18 protein-coding genes are annotated in these 18,577 nt (G+C 42.7%); 5 read left to right on the top strand and 13 right to left on the bottom strand.

Annotated features, from left to right (window positions below; genetic code table 11):
* Positions 1 to 7: 7 nt before the first annotated feature.
* Genes AC5FEC_RS02240 through AC5FEC_RS02225 form a run of 4 tightly spaced genes read right to left on the bottom strand, consistent with a single transcriptional unit; the run spans position 8 to position 4,047 of the window.
* A complete protein-coding gene (locus AC5FEC_RS02240; protein ID WP_037616531.1) occupies positions 8 to 826 on the bottom strand; it encodes a PTS system mannose/fructose/sorbose family transporter subunit IID in 819 nt (272 codons plus the stop codon).
* Positions 813 to 1,727 carry a PTS mannose/fructose/sorbose/N-acetylgalactosamine transporter subunit IIC gene (locus AC5FEC_RS02235; RefSeq protein ID WP_217473434.1) on the bottom strand — a complete coding sequence of 305 codons (915 nt, stop codon included), beginning with the start codon at positions 1,725 to 1,727 and terminating at the stop codon, positions 813 to 815. Before AC5FEC_RS02235 ends, AC5FEC_RS02240 begins: the two co-directional genes overlap by 14 nt.
* 26 nt (positions 1,728 to 1,753) lie before the next feature.
* Positions 1,754 to 2,230: a PTS sugar transporter subunit IIB gene (locus tag AC5FEC_RS02230; protein WP_234550689.1), complete on the bottom strand. Its 477-nt coding sequence runs from the start codon at positions 2,228 to 2,230 to the stop codon at positions 1,754 to 1,756.
* On the bottom strand, positions 2,227 to 4,047 hold the full coding sequence (locus AC5FEC_RS02225) for a glycoside hydrolase family 35 protein (RefSeq protein WP_413782741.1): 1,821 nt from the start codon (positions 4,045 to 4,047) through the stop codon (positions 2,227 to 2,229). Before AC5FEC_RS02225 ends, AC5FEC_RS02230 begins: the two co-directional genes overlap by 4 nt.
* 107 nt (positions 4,048 to 4,154) lie before the next feature.
* Here AC5FEC_RS02225 and AC5FEC_RS02220 point away from each other — a divergent pair, with 107 nt between their 5' ends.
* Positions 4,155 to 4,871 (top strand): GntR family transcriptional regulator, encoded by a 717-nt coding sequence (locus AC5FEC_RS02220; RefSeq protein ID WP_062201761.1) that lies wholly within the window; start codon positions 4,155 to 4,157, stop codon positions 4,869 to 4,871.
* 481 nt (positions 4,872 to 5,352) lie between these two features.
* Here the strand turns inward: AC5FEC_RS02220 and dhaM are convergent, their stop codons facing one another.
* Genes dhaM through dhaK form a run of 3 tightly spaced genes read right to left on the bottom strand, consistent with a single transcriptional unit; the run spans position 5,353 to position 7,305 of the window.
* Positions 5,353 to 5,727: a dihydroxyacetone kinase phosphoryl donor subunit DhaM gene (gene dhaM, locus AC5FEC_RS02215; protein ID WP_493661172.1), complete on the bottom strand. Its 375-nt coding sequence runs from the start codon at positions 5,725 to 5,727 to the stop codon at positions 5,353 to 5,355.
* Complete coding sequence (gene dhaL, locus AC5FEC_RS02210) at positions 5,727 to 6,305, bottom strand: dihydroxyacetone kinase subunit DhaL (RefSeq protein ID WP_493661171.1); 579 nt, start codon at positions 6,303 to 6,305, stop codon at positions 5,727 to 5,729. Before dhaL ends, dhaM begins: the two co-directional genes overlap by 1 nt.
* Positions 6,306 to 6,315: 10 nt before the next feature.
* Entirely contained in the window at positions 6,316 to 7,305 is a 990-nt protein-coding gene (gene dhaK / locus AC5FEC_RS02205; RefSeq protein ID WP_493661170.1) for a dihydroxyacetone kinase subunit DhaK, read from the bottom strand.
* A gap of 216 nt (positions 7,306 to 7,521) precedes the next feature.
* Between dhaK and AC5FEC_RS02200 the strand changes: the two genes are divergently transcribed.
* A complete protein-coding gene (locus AC5FEC_RS02200; protein ID WP_493661169.1) occupies positions 7,522 to 8,118 on the top strand; it encodes a TetR/AcrR family transcriptional regulator in 597 nt (198 codons plus the stop codon).
* Positions 8,115 to 8,681, top strand: coding sequence for an NAD(P)H-dependent oxidoreductase (locus AC5FEC_RS02195; protein WP_493661168.1), 567 nt, complete (start codon positions 8,115 to 8,117; stop codon positions 8,679 to 8,681). Before AC5FEC_RS02200 ends, AC5FEC_RS02195 begins: the two co-directional genes overlap by 4 nt.
* A 191-nt stretch (positions 8,682 to 8,872) precedes the next feature.
* On the opposite strand, the gene purB is transcribed toward AC5FEC_RS02195, so the two are convergent.
* The 6 genes from purB to purD all read right to left on the bottom strand — a co-directional run bounded on the left by purB (position 8,873) and on the right by purD (position 15,778).
* Complete coding sequence (gene purB / locus AC5FEC_RS02190; RefSeq protein WP_049547558.1) at positions 8,873 to 10,168, bottom strand: adenylosuccinate lyase; 1,296 nt, start codon at positions 10,166 to 10,168, stop codon at positions 8,873 to 8,875.
* Between the two features lie 79 nt (positions 10,169 to 10,247).
* On the bottom strand, positions 10,248 to 11,129 hold the full coding sequence (locus AC5FEC_RS02185) for an HNH endonuclease (RefSeq protein ID WP_493661167.1): 882 nt from the start codon (positions 11,127 to 11,129) through the stop codon (positions 10,248 to 10,250).
* Positions 11,122 to 12,657 (bottom strand): AAA family ATPase, encoded by a 1,536-nt coding sequence (locus AC5FEC_RS02180; protein WP_493661166.1) that lies wholly within the window; start codon positions 12,655 to 12,657, stop codon positions 11,122 to 11,124. Before AC5FEC_RS02180 ends, AC5FEC_RS02185 begins: the two co-directional genes overlap by 8 nt.
* Before the next feature lie 43 nt (positions 12,658 to 12,700).
* Positions 12,701 to 13,813: a 5-(carboxyamino)imidazole ribonucleotide synthase gene (purK, locus tag AC5FEC_RS02175; RefSeq protein WP_493661165.1), complete on the bottom strand. Its 1,113-nt coding sequence runs from the start codon at positions 13,811 to 13,813 to the stop codon at positions 12,701 to 12,703.
* Positions 13,800 to 14,288, bottom strand: coding sequence for a 5-(carboxyamino)imidazole ribonucleotide mutase (gene purE, locus AC5FEC_RS02170; RefSeq protein WP_493661164.1), 489 nt, complete (start codon positions 14,286 to 14,288; stop codon positions 13,800 to 13,802). Before purE ends, purK begins: the two co-directional genes overlap by 14 nt.
* 224 nt (positions 14,289 to 14,512) lie before the next feature.
* A complete protein-coding gene (gene purD / locus AC5FEC_RS02165) occupies positions 14,513 to 15,778 on the bottom strand; it encodes a phosphoribosylamine--glycine ligase (protein WP_493661163.1) in 1,266 nt (421 codons plus the stop codon).
* Positions 15,779 to 16,215: 437 nt separating this feature from the next.
* Here purD and AC5FEC_RS02160 point away from each other — a divergent pair, with 437 nt between their 5' ends.
* Positions 16,216 to 18,162, top strand: a complete 1,947-nt coding sequence (locus AC5FEC_RS02160; RefSeq protein ID WP_493661162.1) for a GBS Bsp-like repeat-containing protein — start codon at positions 16,216 to 16,218, stop codon at positions 18,160 to 18,162.
* Between the two features lie 119 nt (positions 18,163 to 18,281).
* A partial coding sequence (locus tag AC5FEC_RS02155) for a transposase (protein ID WP_493661206.1) occupies positions 18,282 to 18,577 on the top strand: 296 nt, incomplete at its 3' end.

Below are 18,577 nucleotides of genomic sequence, written 5' to 3'. Positions count from 1 at the left end.
TACACCATTATGCCATCCCAAAGAAGAAGTGACCGAATGCTGAGAATGCAACTGCAGCAACAATGATGAGCAAGATAGCTTTTGTAGAGTTCATACCCTTACGTCCAAGCAACCAGTAGATTGCACCTGTGATGATTGCTGGTACCAAACGTGGGAAGATGAGGTTGAGCATATCTTGAATTTCAATTGCTTTATCCCCGATGTGTGGAGCCCAAGAAACTTCAACACCAATCATGCTGGCAATCAAGGCACCAACCATGAAGACACCAAGTACAGATGCAGCATCAATCAAGGCTGTCAAAGTACTTTGCATGTTGTTGATGAGGTTAACCCCTTCTTTGTAGGCAAATTCCAATTGTTTCCAACGGAAAATGTCATAAGCAACAGCTACAGCAATCCACATGAAGATACCGGCTGGGTTGCCTGCAACAGCCAAAGTTGCCGCAATTGAACCCATAATAGCTGGTACCAATGATCCAAAGATTGAGTCTCCAAGAGGAGCGAATGGTCCCATGAGACCTGTCTTGATACCATTGACCGCATCTTTTGATTTGACACCGTCTTTTTCTTCCAAAGCAAGGTCAAAACCAGTGATAATGGTGTGGAAGAATGGTGAAGTATTGAAGAATTGCGTATGCAATTTCATCATTTCTTTCAGTTCAGGTGTACCGTCTCCATACATTTTGCGCAATTGTGGCAAAATCATGTAAAGGTAACCAGAAGCCTGCATCCGTTCATAGTTCCAACCTAATTGGAAAGTAAACAAGCTACGTTTGTTAATTTGTTTAAAATCTTCTTTTGTTAATTTGTAATTAGAATTCGTCATCTTCAATTTCCCCGCTTTCTGATTCAGTTACTGGAGCAGCTACGACTGTACGTTGGCTGTTTTTGAAGTGTTGTACTGCAAGGAAGATACCGATGATAGCGATACCGATCATAGACACACCCTTGAAGTTGTTAACAAAAGTAATCATTTGTTCTTCTGGAAGTTTAGAGAACACTTCAGAACCAACAATGCTAGACACTGCAGCACCAAGGCTTTGAACATTGCTATAAAGCACTGTCAACATAGCCGTCAAACCAAATCCAAGTGCCAAGTAGTGAAGGTTGCGTTTAACTGGAAGGTAGTGGAGCAAGATTGCGAATCCGAGACCTGGAAGCATTTGACCTGCAAGTTTTAGACCGTTTGCCAACCATTGTACATTAGAGATACCTGTAACAACAGCTTCTACAAAAGCTCCACCAAAAGCAAGTGCGAAGAAGACTGGGAGGGCACGAGATGCCATCCAAGGAAGAGCGCCAAGGAGATAGTTACGTTCGATACCTTTGTAGTCAAAGCGTTCAATCGCAGCATCTACACGGTGAGCGAAGTAAGTTGTAGTCATACGACCAAGAATATCGAAGTAAGTCAAGAGAGCAGCTACCGGAACAGCGATTGTTGAAATCGCGATTTCAGGTTTGATCCCTTGAGCTACTGAGAAGGCAGTCGCAAGAACCGCACCAGAAGTGGCGTCAATACGAGATGCACCACCGAATGTACCAACACCAAGTACTACCAATTGAAGGGAAGCACCGATGAAAAGACCTGTACCCATATCTCCCATAATGAGACCTGTGATAAATCCAGCAAATACAGGTGAACCTGCTGAAGAAACGATCGTCAACTCATCACAGATTTGATAAGCTGAGTACAAAGTGAGTAATAAGATTTGCCACCATTGTATCATGACAATGACCTCCTAAAAATTTTTCCTTATTTTAACAAATTCATAAAATCCGCAACCGGATCATTTGGAACCATCTGAGCTGTCAGTTTGACTCCCTTTTCATGCAGCTTGTGGAAAGCTTCCACATCCGCATCAACCACGTTGATTGAGCGAGTGATTGAGCGAGTTTCATCTGACTGAGACATATTTCCGACATTGAGCGTTTCAAGCAGAACCCCTGCCTCTACCAAACGTAGGAAACGGTCTGGTTTACGCGCTACAATCAAAAGTCGCTGCGAGTCATATTTACCAGCCAGAATGTTTTCTGCTGCTTTAGCGACTGGCAAAATGCTGAGCTTCACTCCTGGCGGTGTTGCCAGCTTGAGTCCGCTCTTTTCGATAGCATTTTCAGCTACCTCATCATCAATCACCATAATGCGTGAAATGTTGAGTTTAGTAGTCCAAAGGTTGGCTACCTGTCCGTGGATCAAACGTCCATCGATACGTGCACCTACTATTGTCATAAATTTTCCCCCTTTATTGTTTTAAATGTAGGTTGTTTAACTAATTGAATGAATTCTTTATATTCCCCTTCCGTTTCAAAAATGATAATGCGGTTACTTCCTTCTTTCAGAAGGCTATGCGGAATATAAAGCGATAAGGTTGGTCCGACATTCCAGAAACGGCCGATATTGACGCCATTTACAAAGGCAACGCCCTTTCCAAAACCGGACAAATCTAAATATGTGTCTTTAAGCGCTTTTATTTCAAAGTCAAAAGCGTAGAAAGCTGGCTGCTTGGGCTGCCATCCTTTTGAAAAATCGATGTTTTCTGTGTTTTCTAAAGGAAGTGGATACTGTTGCCAATCAAGCAAGAAATGCAAATCCTTGCAGACACCAGTGCGAATTCCTTTTCGCTGTGTATCCGCTAAGAACTTGTGCCCGTAATTGACCCGACCCATATTTTCAATCAGTATGTCAATCTGGTGGGTCGCTTTCTTTTTACCAGTGACAAAGATATCTTGACCAATCTCGGCTTGATACTGCGTTGTGACAAGCTCCCCATCTACAAACAGCTGCATCCGATCTCGTCCGTCAATCACCCGAATCTTTTCCTCATCAGCATCCCAGCTCGCCTCTGTATGGTAAAGCAAGTAGCCATAGCTTTGACCCAAATCCTCCATTTTGATAGGATAGAGACTCTCAACCGGCTGAGCCAAATCAGGAAGTGTTTCAAACAAGCTTACTTTCTCACTGAGAGCGATGTCTCTCAGTTCAAAGGATTCTTTTGTGAGCGGTTTCATTTGTGGGTATTCAGGATAGTAGGTCTCCATCATTTTTTGCACTGCAAAATATTTCGGCGTCGGATTCCCCTGTTCATTGAGCAGAGCGTCATAGTCATACGAGGTCACCTGTGGCAAATCCGTCACACCTCTCGCTGAGCATCCATTCATGAAGCCAAAGTTTGTGCCTCCGTGAAACATATAGAGATTAATAGAGCCTTGCTTCAAAACCTCATGGACTGCTTCAGCTAGCTCTTCTGGCTCTCTTTTAATGACCGGTTCTTTCCAACGATTGAACCATCCATCCCAAAATTCCATGCACATGAGTGGCCATTTTTTGCCATGCTCATCAAAGAATTCTTGCATTTGAGAGAAATTGTAAGCTGCCTTAGAGCCAAAATTACCTGTGACAAATAAATCCTCATCGATCAGAGTACCGGCTTTCAGAGTCGCCCTCCAAGGACCATCTGATGTGAAGAGCGGACAATCAACGCCTCGATCCAGCATCAATTGTCGAATCGCTCTCAGATAGTCTTTATCTTCACCGTAAGAGCCATATTCATTTTCCACTTGCATCATGAGGATGTTGCCGCCTTTGTCCAAGAGCCTTGGAACCAACCGCGGAAGCAACTCATCATAGTAATCCGCAACAGCTTGGAGATAGCTAGCATCAGAAGAGCGGATTCTCATATCCTCATTCAAGAGCCAGGCTGGCATTCCGCCAAATTCCCATTCCGCACAGATAAAGGGCGAAGGGCGAACGATGGCATATAAACCTAAATCCTGAGCCGTCTGAAGAAACTTCTCAATATCTAAAATCCCCTGAAAATCAAACTCTCCTTTTTGAGGCTCGTGCATATTCCAAGGAACATAGGTCTCAACTGTATTGAAGCCTAGAGCTTTCAGATTGTAGAGTGAGTGATACCAGTCTTCCGGCTGAATCCGAAAGTAGTGAATCGCTCCCGACAAAATCTTAAACTCTTGACCATCCAAGTAGAAAGAAGAACCTATTTCAAATCTCGCCATCGCCTTTCCTCTCTTGTTTGTAACTGCTTTCATTTATTGTATTATTAATATAATAAATTTTTTCATAAATGTCAACATTTTTTTGAAAAATATGTTAAAATGATAATAAAGAGGAATAAATAAAAAGAGAGGTAATTGCCATGGCTATTCCTAAATATCAACAAATCAAGGATGAATTGAAACAGCAGATTATTTCTGGCAAGTTCGAAAACGGTGATAAATTCTACACCGAAGCCGAATTGATCCAACTGTTCAATGTCAGCTCTATCACTGTTGTCCGTGCTTTGAACGAGCTCGCCAATGATGGCTATATCATTCGTCAGCAAGGAAAAGGAACTTTTGTTTCACGTGCAAGAAAACACAAACTCGTGGAATTCTCTGACGTCGAAACCTTCCCTATCCAAAAGGATAAGGTAACGGTTCTGTCCATCAAACGTGGGAACAACTTAAAGATTCTAGAGAAGTTGGAACTAGCTCCAACGCAGTTTTACTATAAGATTGACCGTATCCGAAACACGGAAGGGAAAACTTATATCTACCACCAAACCTATATCCCTGAGCAGTATATCAACCCAAATTATCCAGATCTGGACTACTACAGCTCAATCTACAATCGCTTCAAAACAGACTATCATATCCACATGAATGATGAATATTTTGAAGAAATCAACGAAATTACCTTCCCAACACCAAAAGATGTTGCTAAAGTGCTGGATATAGACCCGAATTTCCCAACTGTTCATCAAACCAAAACGACCAAACTGGAAAATACCGGCCAAATTCTCGAATATAGCGAAACTTACAAGCGCGGGGATTTCTTCAAGATTAAGTTCATTTCTAGCAATCGCGATCACTGAAAATAAAACGATGGCTGATTTATGGCTGTCGTTTTTTGCTTCCCTGTTACCAGCTCAACCCCATTATAAACCTATCTAGACCAATTTGCAAGATATTTAACTCATAAAATTATCTTTTTCTTACATTTTGTAGCTGAAACAAAACAATTTTAACCGTAAATAGCATTTTTTCTTGTTTTTTATTTGATAATCAAACAAAATCCAAACTTTACTCATGATTGTTAGAACAATATTAGAGTTTTTTATACAAAAACATCAACCAATCAGGCTAATAATTCTTAACTATGTCCTTTGTCAGCGTATACAAGTTTGATTGCATCTTTTTTAGAACAAAATGTAGACCGACAGACTCTATGTGAAAGAGAAATAAAACAAAAAGACTCAAAATTACGTTTAAAAAACGTTGATTTTAAGTCTTTTTTATAATTCCATTTTCTATTTCTGCCGATTGAGCGACAATTCAGCTTCAAAGGCTACTGTACTACTTCTTGATTTCCAACTCCCCAACTTGCTCTAGAACTGCTTCCAAATCTGCCCCGGCCTGGAGAAGAGCAGCAGCCGTATAGGCTCCCTCTACCAAGGGAACATTATTGATAATGATTTCCTTGTCAGAAAAGTCTGCGACCATTTCAAGATTCATCCGTGCTGAGCCCAGATCGAAAAAGGCCAAAATAGTGTCCTTGTCATTGGCATCTAAAGCCGCCTGAATCCCTTCAAAGCTGGTACCAATGCTGCCGTCTTCTAGCCCACCCACATAGCTGATGGCTACATCTGCCGCCACCTGCGAAATGAGGTCAAACAAGCCTTGGGCCAGGTTTTTGGAATGAGAAACGATAAGAATGCCAGTATCTGCCATCAGCCTGCCTCCGTTTCTAGAAGAGCCTCAAAGAGGAGACCAGATGAAGCTGAACCAGGATCGATATGACCGATAGAGCGCTCACCAACATAGGAAGCCCGCCCCTTGGTCGCTTTCAGATCTTTGGTCGCTTCCACTAGGGAACCAATCTTTTCATGCGTCAAGTCTCCAGACTGCAGAGAAACAGGAATCCCTGACCAGACATCCACCATGGTTTTCTCACCAGGCACAGCCTTGCCCCGCTTCTGAATCATATCCAGCCCAGCTTGGATAACTTCTGACAAGTCTTTGCCGTCTTTTTCAGCTTTGCCCATGCCCATGAAAGCTGAGCCATAGAGAGGTCCGGAAGCACCGCCCACCTTGCTAATCAGCTGCATGGAAACAGCCTGAAAAACCTCAGCTGCACTGGCAAAGTCTTTAGCAGCTAAACTCTCTACTGCTGCTGCCATTCCCCTAGCCATATTGGCGCCATGATCGCCATCACCGATGGGAGTATCGAGATCAGATAGATAGGCTTTCTGATCCTGGATCTTCTCGTTGAACAACTGCATCCATTTTTTTGCTCTTACTGCGTCCATAAGCACCTCCTTACCAAGCTGCTGTCGTGACAGGACTGTTTAGAGCTGTCAGCCAGTCTGGCTGGTCCAGCTCGATAAAGGTCAGAGAAATCCCCGCCATATCAATGGAGGTCATGTAATTCCCCAGCTTTTTATAGACAACTTCGACTCCAGCTTCTGTCAGAAGATTTGCTACATCTGCCGCAAAGACATATTGCTCCATAAGCGGTGTTGCCCCCATACCATTGATGAGGAGCCCAATCTTCTTACCAGATTTGAGTTCAAGGGACTGACTGAGTTTTTCGACTAGTTCCTTGGCTAAGTCCTTAGACGGCTGCATTTTTTCTTTGCGATAGCCGGGCTCCCCATGAATGCCGATACCAAACTCTATCTCGTCATCGGCCAGCACAAAACCAGGTTTACCGACTTCCGGCACGGTTGCCCCGCTCAGAGCCAGGCCAACCGTGTGAATATTTTTGACCAGCTCATCAGCCAGAGCCTTGATTTCAGACAGAGATTTGCCAGCGCGCGCTGCATCCCCTAGAATCTTATGGACAAGGATTGTACCAGCCACTCCGCGACGACCTTGCGTATAGAGGCTGTCTTCCACTGCGATATCGTCATCCACGACGACGCTAGCCACCTCAATCCCTTCCATCTCAGCCATTTCCTGAGCCATTTCAAAGTTCATGATGTCACCGGAGTAATTCTTGATTACCATGAAGACCCCAGCTCCCTCATCTGCTTCCTTAATAGCCTGCAAGACTTGGTCTGGTGTTGGTGAAGTAAAGACCGCTCCACAGATAGCAGCCGACAGCATGCCCTCTCCGACAAAGCCCGCATGGGAAGGTTCATGACCACTGCCACCGCCAGAAATCAAGCCAACCTTGCCCGACTTCTCACTCTTGCGGGCAATGATATCAAAGCCCTCCACCCGATAAACCAAATCGCTGTGAATATAGGCCAAGCCGTCCAACATCTCGTCCACAACCGCTGTTGGGTCGTTGATAATTTTCTTCATAGGTGTCCTCCATTTCTCGGCGCTTCTCTAAAATGAGCAATTCGCCCTAAAAAGAAAGCGCTATCATTTTGATATTATTTTAACATTTTATCTTACCGAAAGCAAATTCTGCCACATCTTAGACTAGAAGAAAACATCAAATTAGTTGACAAGAAAAAGTAGACAGTGTATACTAAAGATAGATAAGTAGACAGTGTATACTTTTGGAGGAGATACATGAAACGCAATACTGCCCAACTGAAAGAACAGCTCATTCAAACAGGGATTGACGAAATCGGAAAACATGGAATTGAACAGCTCTCTCTCAGAACTGTTGCCAAGGCCTGCGGTGTGACTCACGGCAGCCCCTACCGCCATTTTGAGAGCAAGGAAGGCTACCTTAAGGTAGTTTTGACCCAGCTTTCGCTCTTTCTCAATCAGGAAATCAATGAAAACATTGATGCGACAGCTTCTGCGCGTGAACAGCTGACCCAGCTTGGTCTTAATTTCATTATTTTTGCCAAGACCTACCCTCATTTTTTCGAAGCTCTCTTTATCAAATTCCCTTTTAAATATATGAAGGTGACACAGGACACCATTCTCTTGGAGTCTGACCTGCCTGGATTTGATAAATTTAAGGAGCTTGTTTTAAAGCTTCGCAAGGAGGAAAAATTTAGCAATAGCGAAGTGGAAAGCCTTTTTCACTTTTGGAGCTTTATCACAGGCCTAGCCGTTCTAGCCAACAGTCCTATCGGACAAGACCTTGATCCTCAAGCCATCCAAAGCACGATCGACCACATGCTTGACATTTATATCAAAGGAGAACGATCATGAAAACCTTGATTATTTACACCCACCCCAGCCCAACTGGCTTCAATGCTGCTATTCTCAAAGAAGTTCAAAGCAACCTTTCTAAGAAGCATGAGGTGAAAACCTTAGACTTGTATGCTGAAAATTTTGATCCTATTTTACGCTTTGACCAAGAACATAGACGCCGTGACCTGCACAAAGACCCTGAAATGGCAAAATACCGCGATTTGATTACTTGGGCAGACCATCTGATTTTCATTTTCCCTATCTGGTGGAGCGGTATGCCGGCCATTCTTAAAGGCTTTATCGATCGCGTCTTTGCGGCTGACTTTGCCTATTCTTATAAGAAAGTCGGTCTCCAAGGCCACTTGCAAGGGAAATCCGGCTGGATTATCACCAGCCACAACACACCTGCTTTTGCCTTGCCTTTCGTTCAAGACTATGGCAAGGTACTGAAAAATCAAGTTCTGAAACCATGTGGAATTACCCCTGTCAAGCTGACCGAGCTCAACAGTGTAGAACGCAAAACAGAGCAACAACGCCAAGAAATGCTGCAAAAAATCGGGCAAATGGCCAGTCAGATTTAAGACAAAGAAAACGGGAGCGGGAAAGAACTTCAAACAAGTTAAAAAAGTTCGTCCTCCCACGCCCGCACAGTTGATTAAGTCATCTTTGGAGCTTAAAAAGCGAAGGAAGATGCCAATCAACCACTGCGCCATCTATTTTTTCTAATTTATTTTCAAAAGCCTGGACTTTTTGCCCAGGCTCTTTTTTATGTTTAATCCAGCCCCACGCGCTTGAAGATTTCATCTACGCGCTTGGTGTAGTAAACTGGGTTGAAGATTTCATCAATCTCTTCCTGAGTCAGACGGGAAGTGACTTCTGGATCCGCTTCGAGCAGAGGCTTGAAGTCTACTTGATTGTCCCAAGACTGAGCAGTCTTTGGCTGCACCAAGTCATAAGCCTGCTCCCGCGTCATGCCTTTTTCAATCAAGGTCAACATAGCCCGCTGGCTAAAGATAAGACCAAAGGTTGAGTTCATGTTGCGCTTCATGTTTTCTGGGAAGACGGTCAAGTTCTTGACGATATTACCAAAGCGGTTGAGCATATAGTCAATGAGAATGGTCGTGTCCGGAGCGATAATCCGCTCAGCTGATGAGTGGGAAATGTCGCGCTCATGCCAGAGAGAGACATTCTCAAAGGCCGTCACCATGTGACCACGAATGACACGCGCCAGACCAGTCATATTTTCAGAGCCGATAGGATTGCGTTTGTGAGGCATAGCTGATGAACCCTTTTGCCCCTTAGCAAAGAATTCTTCCACCTCACGCTGCTCAGACTTTTGCAGACCGCGGATCTCAGTTGCCATGCGCTCAATAGATGTCGCAATCAAGGCTAAAGCTGAGAAGTATTCAGCATGGAGGTCACGTGGCAAGACTTGAGTCGAGATCTCCTGCGGACGGATGCCTAATTTCTCACAGACATAGCTTTCCACAAATGGCGGAATGTTGGCGAAGTTCCCAACCGCACCAGAGATTTTCCCAGCTTCCACACCCGCAGCTGCAAGCTCAAAACGCTCAATATTGCGCTTCATTTCGCTGTACCAAGTCGCAAGCTTGAGACCGAAAGTCGTCGGCTCCGCATGCACACCGTGGGTCCGTCCCATCATGATGGTGAACTTGTGCTCCCGCGCCCGCTCTGCAATGATGTCAGTGAAGCGACGCAGATCCTCACGGATGATGTCATTGGCCTGCTTGTAGAGGTAGCCGTAAGCCGTATCCACCACATCGGTCGAGGTCAGGCCATAGTGCACCCACTTGCGCTCTTCACCCAGCGTCTCAGAAACCGCTCGCGTAAAGGCCACCACATCGTGGCGCGTCTCCTGCTCAATCTCCAAAATGCGGTCGATGTCAAAGCCAGCCTTCTCACGAATCAAGGCCACATCTTCCTTGGGAATCTCACCCAACTCAGCCCAGGCCTCATCAGCTAGAATCTCTACCTCCAGCCAAGCCTTGTACTTATTTTCCTCAGTCCAAATGTTCGCCATTTCGGGGCGAGAGTAACGGTTGATCATTTTTCTCTCCTTATATTTAACTTTGTCCTAAATACATAAAAATAGTCAACAATGTCTTGATAGATTAAATTGTAGAAGTTTATATTAACTGTTGACCATCTATATTTAAATAATCTATTACTCCCTGATATAAAGATATCTCATAAAAATTCTGACTATGTGTCTTATCAGAGGCTATCTCGCTATTCAAAAGTGTAACTAGTTGTTCCTTTCCTGCTATATCTATTATTTTTTTCCAAAGATCTAACTTATTCGTAAACTTATTGACACCCCATGTATTAATTCTCTTCAAAATGCTAGTTCCGCCCATTGTATATATATTAGAAATTTTATTTTGTAAGCTTTTTGAATAAGATGTGCTAGAAAAGTCTAAACTGTATTTTGGAAATAGTATATTATTTTCTAGTATAATAGTACATTTTAGCCAATTTTCTTTAGTCGTATCTTCATAATATGGATTTACAATATCTACTAAACTTGCTGACTTATTCTTATTACAAGTATGACAAGAAGGAATTAGATTAGCAGGGGTAACAGCAAATATAGGAAATTTCGATTGCGGTAGCAAATGGTCTAAATCAGTCACTAAATCTCTTTCACAATATACACATTGACTAAAATTTTGATTTTCATTTGTCCTCAATCTATTATAATACGAATCTCTATATTTCGTGACCAGTTTTTGTTCATAGAGAAATTCCATTTCTTCTTTACCAATTTCATTTGACACCATGCAATCCTCTGGATTTAATTCATGTAATTTACCTACTTTAGCCAAATCTATATATAATTTCTCAAATACAAATATCCTTTTTTTTATTTCTTCACTAAACAAATCAATATATTTTTTTTTGCTTGAATTCCCATATTCATCTTTAACTTCTTTGGTTTTTGTCATATCAGAAAGCAATTCATCTAGTATATCTTCTGCACTAAAATAGGGAGGAATAAGTTTAAGCATCTGTACGTTCTCCTTTATCCCTTTTTAAGATTTCAGACAACAGTAACCTATACCCTAAAGTCCCCATCTTTCCATCAAATCGTTGTACTGACTCTTCAAACGAAAGATTTTCTCTTACTATTTGATCAATTAAAGTATAAAAACCTGATTCTATAGTTTCCAATTCAAATATATCAAATGTTAGACTACCTATATCTTCTGCAAACGTCTCAGTACTTGGTCTTACCGCTCGCATAAAATCTGTGCTCATTTCTCTAGATAGTTTATAAACACATTCCTTTTGTACTTCTTGTAAAATAATTGGAGAATGTGTTGCAAGTATTGCTACTCCATTCGCTTTTATGAGTAATTGTGACAAACTTCTTATAAAACTACTCAACAAAGGGGGATGTAAATGCAATTCTGGCTCATCTAAAATAACAAGTGTTTTTTCTGAAACCATTTCAACCAACTTGGTTATAGTTAAAATCACAATTTTATGACCTGAACTTAGACCCCTAAAAATTTTATATGTCTCTTTATAAAATTTACGAATATCCTCTGATTCCTGAAACTTATCAACCAGTCTGTCAATTCCTGTTTTGCTAAATATTGGATCACTATATAAAATTTTTATGCAATCACGCCATAATTTAGGTTTCTTGCGCAATGCTGAACTTACACTCTCAATAAATACAGCATCCCATCCCTCGGGTATGAATTCTACGGTTTCACCATCTTCTTCTCTATATAATTTATAATTTTGAGGTTCTTTCGCAGTTGTCCTATTTGACAGGTGGTAGTACAAGTATCCCTTACTAGTATCAGAATTCTCTTTAAATATTTTTTTATTCTCAAAACTACTAAAATTAACAGAAATAATATTCGAGAAAAAATTATCATTATATTCAGTGTTAAATTGGAATCGGCCATCATCCTGTATAACACTTTCAATCATTTCAGTTAATAAGTATGACTTACCTACACCATTTCTACCAATAATGGCGTGAATATTTGACGCTGGAAATTTATCAGGATTCACTCTAAAGTCCAAAACGCAAGAGTCAGTCATTTTAAAAGAAAAATCATAACTAGATAACTTAGTATTTCCTTGAGCTAACCGTCTGTATTTGTTATTAATCACTTCAGGCAAAACATCTCTTGTCAAAGATACATTAAAAACATCAGTTTCACAAGCTTTAGAATATAACTCACTATCAAAAGCAACATCTTTCAGAGCAGTTAATATATATTCCCTTTTCTCATTCTCAAGCCTATTAATTTCATAATAGAAACTTTCATCAGTTGCTACAGAAAAAAAATCATCTGTTAAATTATCAAATTCTTCAGGTATATTAGGGATTCGTTGCCCTTTTTTCATAGAAAATTGACCGATTTTAATGGAGCCCACATTTGTAATCTCATCATTTTTTTTTATGTAAAATAGATATGTGGTTTCATATTTAAACCAATCATCCCAATTACTATGAATCAAATAGTAACCGTCCTCTTGAATGTCCGAGTATGATGATACAACTTTAAAATTCATATAAATTTCCTTTTTAAAAAAACTACTTATTTAATTAATTTAGTTACGACTTACAGTTCGTATACATCTCTCTTATCCCTTTCCCAAACTCTTCAACCTCGTCTGGTTCACTACTAAATAAAGTCACATGCCCCATCTTGCGGTTGTGCTTTGCTTCTATTTTACCATACAGGTGGAGGTGGGCGCTTGGATTTTCTGTTACATATTTTTCAGCGGCTTCGACATGCTGGCCGAGAACGTTGAGCATGACGGCAGGCGCATGTAGTTTGATAGCTGGCAATGGTGCTCCCAGAACGCCTAGAATATGCGTGTCAAACTGCGAGAAGTCGCAGGCTTCGATAGAGTAGTGCCCAGAGTTGTGTGGCCGTGGGGCAATTTCATTGACGATGATGTCGTCAGCCGTCGCAAACATTTCCACGCAGAGGGTTCCAGACAAATTGAGCTGTTCAGCGATTCGTACTGCCATGGTTTTAGCTTTTTCAGCTAGACTTTCTGAAATGCGGGCTGGCACAATGGTCTTAGACAGGATATTATTGCGGTGGATATTTTCCTGAACTGGGAAAACCGTCACGTCCTTGCCATTTCCTGACACGATAACCGAAATTTCAAGGTCAAAATTGACAAATTCTTCCAAAACGCAGTCTGCTGAGTTAGCTAGCGCATAGGCTTCTTCCAAATCTGCTTCTGAGCGAATGACTTTTTGCCCATGTCCGTCGTAGCCACCAGTCGCCGTTTTAAGAACATAGTTTTTCGACAGGTCGATATCAGCCAAGTCTTGGCTAGAAGTCACGACCTTGTAGGGTGCCACGGTGACTTGGGCCTTGTTTGAGAGGAAGTTCTTTTCAAAAATGCGATTTTGAGAAATGCGGAGCAGGTCTGTTCCTTGAGGGAGCTGACCATCCTTGATAACAGCATCGAGTCCGTCAGCATCGACATTTTCGAACTCATAGGTCAGGACGTCGCAACGCTCAGCCAGCTGACGAAGGGCGTCCACATCATTATAAGGCGCTTCGATAATCTCTGCCACACGAGAGGCTGGACAGTCCGCCGCAGGATCCAGCGCGATGACCTTGAGCCCCATGTAGATAGCAGAAATGGCCATCATCTGCCCCAACTGACCACCACCGATAATTCCGATTGTTTTAGATGAGCTCATTGCTAGACTCCTCAGCGATTTTTCCTTGTTCTTCAGCAAAATCTGCCAATGCTGTCGCGATAGCCTGATCCTCTACTGAAAGAAGGCGGAGGGCAAAGAGAGCCGCATTTGTTGCTCCTGCTTCCCCAATAGCCATAGTTGCCACAGGTACACCGCCCGGCATCTGCACGATCGAATAAAGCGAATCCAGGCCACTGAGAGCGCGAGACTTGACAGGTACACCGATGACAGGCAGGGTGGTTTTAGCCGCTACCATTCCTGGCAAATGGGCGGCACCACCAGCACCTGCGATGATGACCTTGATACCGCGACTGCGGGCTCCTTCTGCATGCTGAAACATGAGGTCTGGCGTGCGGTGGGCAGAGACGACTTTCTTTTCGTAGGCTACACCAAAGCGGTCTAGGACTTCAGCAGTTTTTTGCATGGTGGCCCAGTCGGATTTGGAGCCCATGATGATGGAAATAATTGGTTTCATATTAAGATACAAAGGGACGTTTCGCTTGCGAAAAATCCTGTAGAAAAATAGGAAAACTAACGACGACGGTTACGTCTAGGTAGTTTTATCTTTTTTCCTAGGGATTTAGTCCCGTGTTCAGTTAGGGAGACTAACTGAATACTCCTTTCTTACAGTTTTTCTTTTACTGCGACGATTATCCTATAGTGGTTCGCTTTCGCTCGCCATGACAACTATAGTATCTGTTAATCTTTTATGGCCTTGCTTCCAATATCGGTTCGATAGAAGAGACCTTCTGTTTTTTGTTGGGCGAGTTCTTTGTAGATGGTGTTTTGGGCTTCTTTTACGGTGTCTGCTGTGGTGACGAGCATATAGACACGCCCGCTGTTGGATAGCAGTGCTCTGCTATTTTCCGCAAACTTAGCTCCTGCATAGTAGGTGATGATGTCGCCGTCGGTTTTGGCTGGCAGTTCAATGCCCTTTTCATAATCTAACGGATAGCCATTCGATGCGACAACCACGCCCAGAGTTACGCCCTTGTCTGTCCAAGTAATGCTCGGCTCCTTACCATCAAGAATATCTGTGATATTTTGCGCAAAGTCAGACGTCAGGCGCGGCAGGATAATCTGGGTCTCTGGGTCGCCAAAGCGCGCGTTGAACTCGATGACCTTAGGACCATCTGCTGTCAGAATCAGCCCAGCGTAGAGCACGCCCAGATAAGGTCGGCCCTCAGCTATCATGCCTTTGAGAACCGGCTTGATAATCGTCTCAACTGACTGGTCCACCACGCTTTGTGGCAGGTGAGGCACTGGCGCATAAGCTCCCATGCCACCTGTATTGGGCCCCTTGTCGCCATCATAGGTACGCTTGTGATCCTGAGCCGTAGGCATGATGTAGAACTTGTCACCATTGACAAAGGCAAAGAGAGAGAACTCCTCGCCGTCCAGGAACTCTTCGATAACCACACGTGCACCCGAGTCGCCAAATTTATTATCCAAGAGCATGTCGTGAGCAGCTTCGACCGCTTGCTCAACCGTCTCTGCAACGACGACACCTTTTCCAAGAGCCAAACCGTCTGCCTTGACTACGATAGGCGCCCCTTGCTTTTCGATGTAGGCTTTGGCTTCTTCAAAGTCGGAAAATGTGCCATAGGCTGCTGTCGGAACGCCGTATTTAACCATAATTTCCTTGGCAAAATCCTTGGACCACTCCAGCTCTGCTGCCAAACGAGATGGGCCGAAAGCCTTGAGTCCAGCTTGGTTAAAATCATCTACAATTCCAGCTGCCAGCGCATCATCCGGACCGATAAAGGACCAAGTAATATCATTCTCCTTTGCAAATTCAATCAACTTGGAATGTTCGGAAATTCCAATATCGACCAAGTCTAGCCCGTCAAGGGTCATACCATCATTTCCAGGTGCGACAAACACCTGCTCCACATCCTGAGACTCCAACAACTTCTTGGCAATCGCGTGCTCACGACCGCCCGAACCAACAACTAAAAGCTTCATAGCTAAGATACCTCAATCTCCAATATCACAGGTGCTAACGCACCAAGCTAACACATCACGTAAAAATCATTGTTTTTTTACGAATTATTTATCTAAATTATAACACAATCGTTCGTTTTATTCTATGATAACCGGGAAAGAATGAAAATAATCTAATCTTACTGAAAATTTATAATCTATGGGAAAATATAATTTTTATTCAAGAAAATGAAATACAGCTTCTTAGTTAAAGAATATAAGCATTCATTTTAGCCTATATGCCTCCTTTTTAGCACTTTTGACTAATTTATAACCTTTAGTCAAAATATCAAAGATTTCATAAAACTAAATTAGATTAGCAGTTCAATTCCCAAAATTTTAAAAAATTACTCTATTTTCATATTTTTTCCCGAATAATCTAAATGGAATTATCCAAATTTCTTATTCAAAGGAGATCTATGAAGAAATATCAGAAACTGTTTTTATTATCTGGAGCAGCCCTTGGTCTGTTTGCCAGTCATTCCACAGCTCAGGCTGTTGCATCGACTGAAGCTGGAAGCAAAATCCTAGGCCCCACTGATCGTGCCAGCAATGTGACTGTCAATGTCACTGGGGATACAGCACAGATTCATTATGCCCGCTCCAAGGCTCAAGTTCCTTATACTATTTACCACGCGGTCTGGTCCGACGAAAATGGACAGGATGATTTGAAATGGTACACCACGCCTCAGACATCCAGCACAGCCATTGATCTCCGGCAACACGCCGGATACGGCACCTTCCATGTACACACTTACATTAATATCAACGGGAAGATGATAGGCTTGAATGGTACGACCTTTACCCTCAATAAACCCACTAGCAAAACAAGTGTCACAACAGCTGGACAGATTGGCCGTATCAACTTTACGCGAAATAAAGACCAAGGGAACTCAAAAATTGTCCATGCAGTTTGGTCTGATGAAAATGGTGGTGATGACCTTAATTGGTATGAAGCTGGACAAGATAGTACCGAATTTAACCTTTCTAAGCATAAAGGATATGGAAAATATTTCGTAGATACTTATGAAAATAAAAATGGCAAAATGATTTACCAATCGGGCACTACTTTCCATCTCGAAAAGCCCAATCCGACCATTCAAACAAGCTTCCCCGAGTCGGGCATTATGGAAATCCTTATCAAAAATCTTCCTGACACCATGTACAAGGTCACTGTGCCAACTTGGTCTGAAAACAAGGGGCAGGATGATTTGCAATGGTATGAGGCAAGTAAAAATTCTGATGGCAGTTACAGAGTAAGAGTAGAACTGAAGAAACACAATTACGATACAGGAACCTACCATATCCATCTCTACGGTGAAAGCTATGTCAAGCCTGAATTTACAGGATTAGCAGGAACAACCGCTACAATAGATGCTGGAAAGCTCCCTTCTCCAGAAGAGCAAAAACCGCTTTTTTCTGTCGAAAATGTCAATCATGAGCAGGGAACCTATACTGTAAAAACCAGTGAGACTGCAACATCTAAGCCGATTCAGTCCGTCCGCGTTCCCATCTGGAGCACCCATAATCAAAGCAATATCAAATGGTATGAGGCAAGTAATAATGGAGATGGAACCTTTACTGCACAATTTAATATTCGCAACCACCAAGCCTTATCTGGCAATTATATCAATCATATCTACGTCAAATATAAAGATGGCAGCGAACATAGCTATGCGACAGACACCGTCACTCTCTCTGCTGAAAATATCAAAACCAAGGTTTCTGTCAATAAAATCTCTGCCTACAATTACGAAGTGACCGTGGCAGATGCTTTCGGACCAGGAACGATTTCTCTGCCGACCTGGTCAGAAGTCAACGGCCAAGATGACATCAAATGGTACACTGCTAACAAAGTTGGCAATGGCTTGTATAAATTTACCATCAATACGCAACAGCATGCTGGAAGTGGTCTCTTCCATACCCATGTCTACCGTACTCTCAACGGTCAGTTGACTGGACTTACAGGCACCAGCTATCAGGTTGATAAACCAACTACTCCTGAGCCAACCCTCTACACCCCTGATTATGCAGGAGCCTCCTCTTACCCCCATGGTCAGTGCACTTGGGGAGCAAAAGTGCTAGCTCCTTGGGCCGGTCCTTACTGGGGTAATGGTGGCCAGTGGGCAGCCAGCGCACGCGCAGCTGGTTTCCGGACAGGAAGTATCCCACAAGTCGGAGCAATTATCTGCTGGACTGATGGTGGCTATGGGCATGTCGGTGTTGTCACCCATGTCGAATCCAACACCCGCATCCAAATCAAAGAATCCAATTATGCAGGCAAACAGTACATTGGCAACTTCCGTGGCTGGTTTAATCCCTACGCCGCTGGTCAAGGAGCTGTCAGCTATATTTATCCAAAATAAATCTATTCAAAAACCCTCGGCTTAATGAACCGCACCCCAAAAGTTAGACAGAAAAAATCTAACATTTGGGGTGTTATTTTTATGAAATTAAGTTATGAAGTTATGAAGACAAAGTCAAAATCTATGAGTTACGGCAAAATGGTGAAAGTATTAAGTCTTTGTCGGACCAGTTCAGTGTTGCAGAATCCGGTATCCAATATATGATTCGACTGATAGACAGATACGGGATGAACATTGTCAAGAAAGGAAAAAATACCTATTATTCTCCAGAATTAAAGCAGGAAATGGTTGATAAAGTGCTTCTGAAACAACAGTCAAAGCTGACCGTTTCACTTGATTACGCCTTGCCAAACCGAGGGACTCTTCCAAACTGGATAGCGCAATACAAGAAAAACGGGTATACTATTCTTGAGAA

Source organism: Streptococcus sp. STC1396 (genome assembly GCF_058933875.1).
Note: the sequence above shows the minus strand (reverse complement) of the source record. Positions and strands in the feature narration are given on the sequence as shown.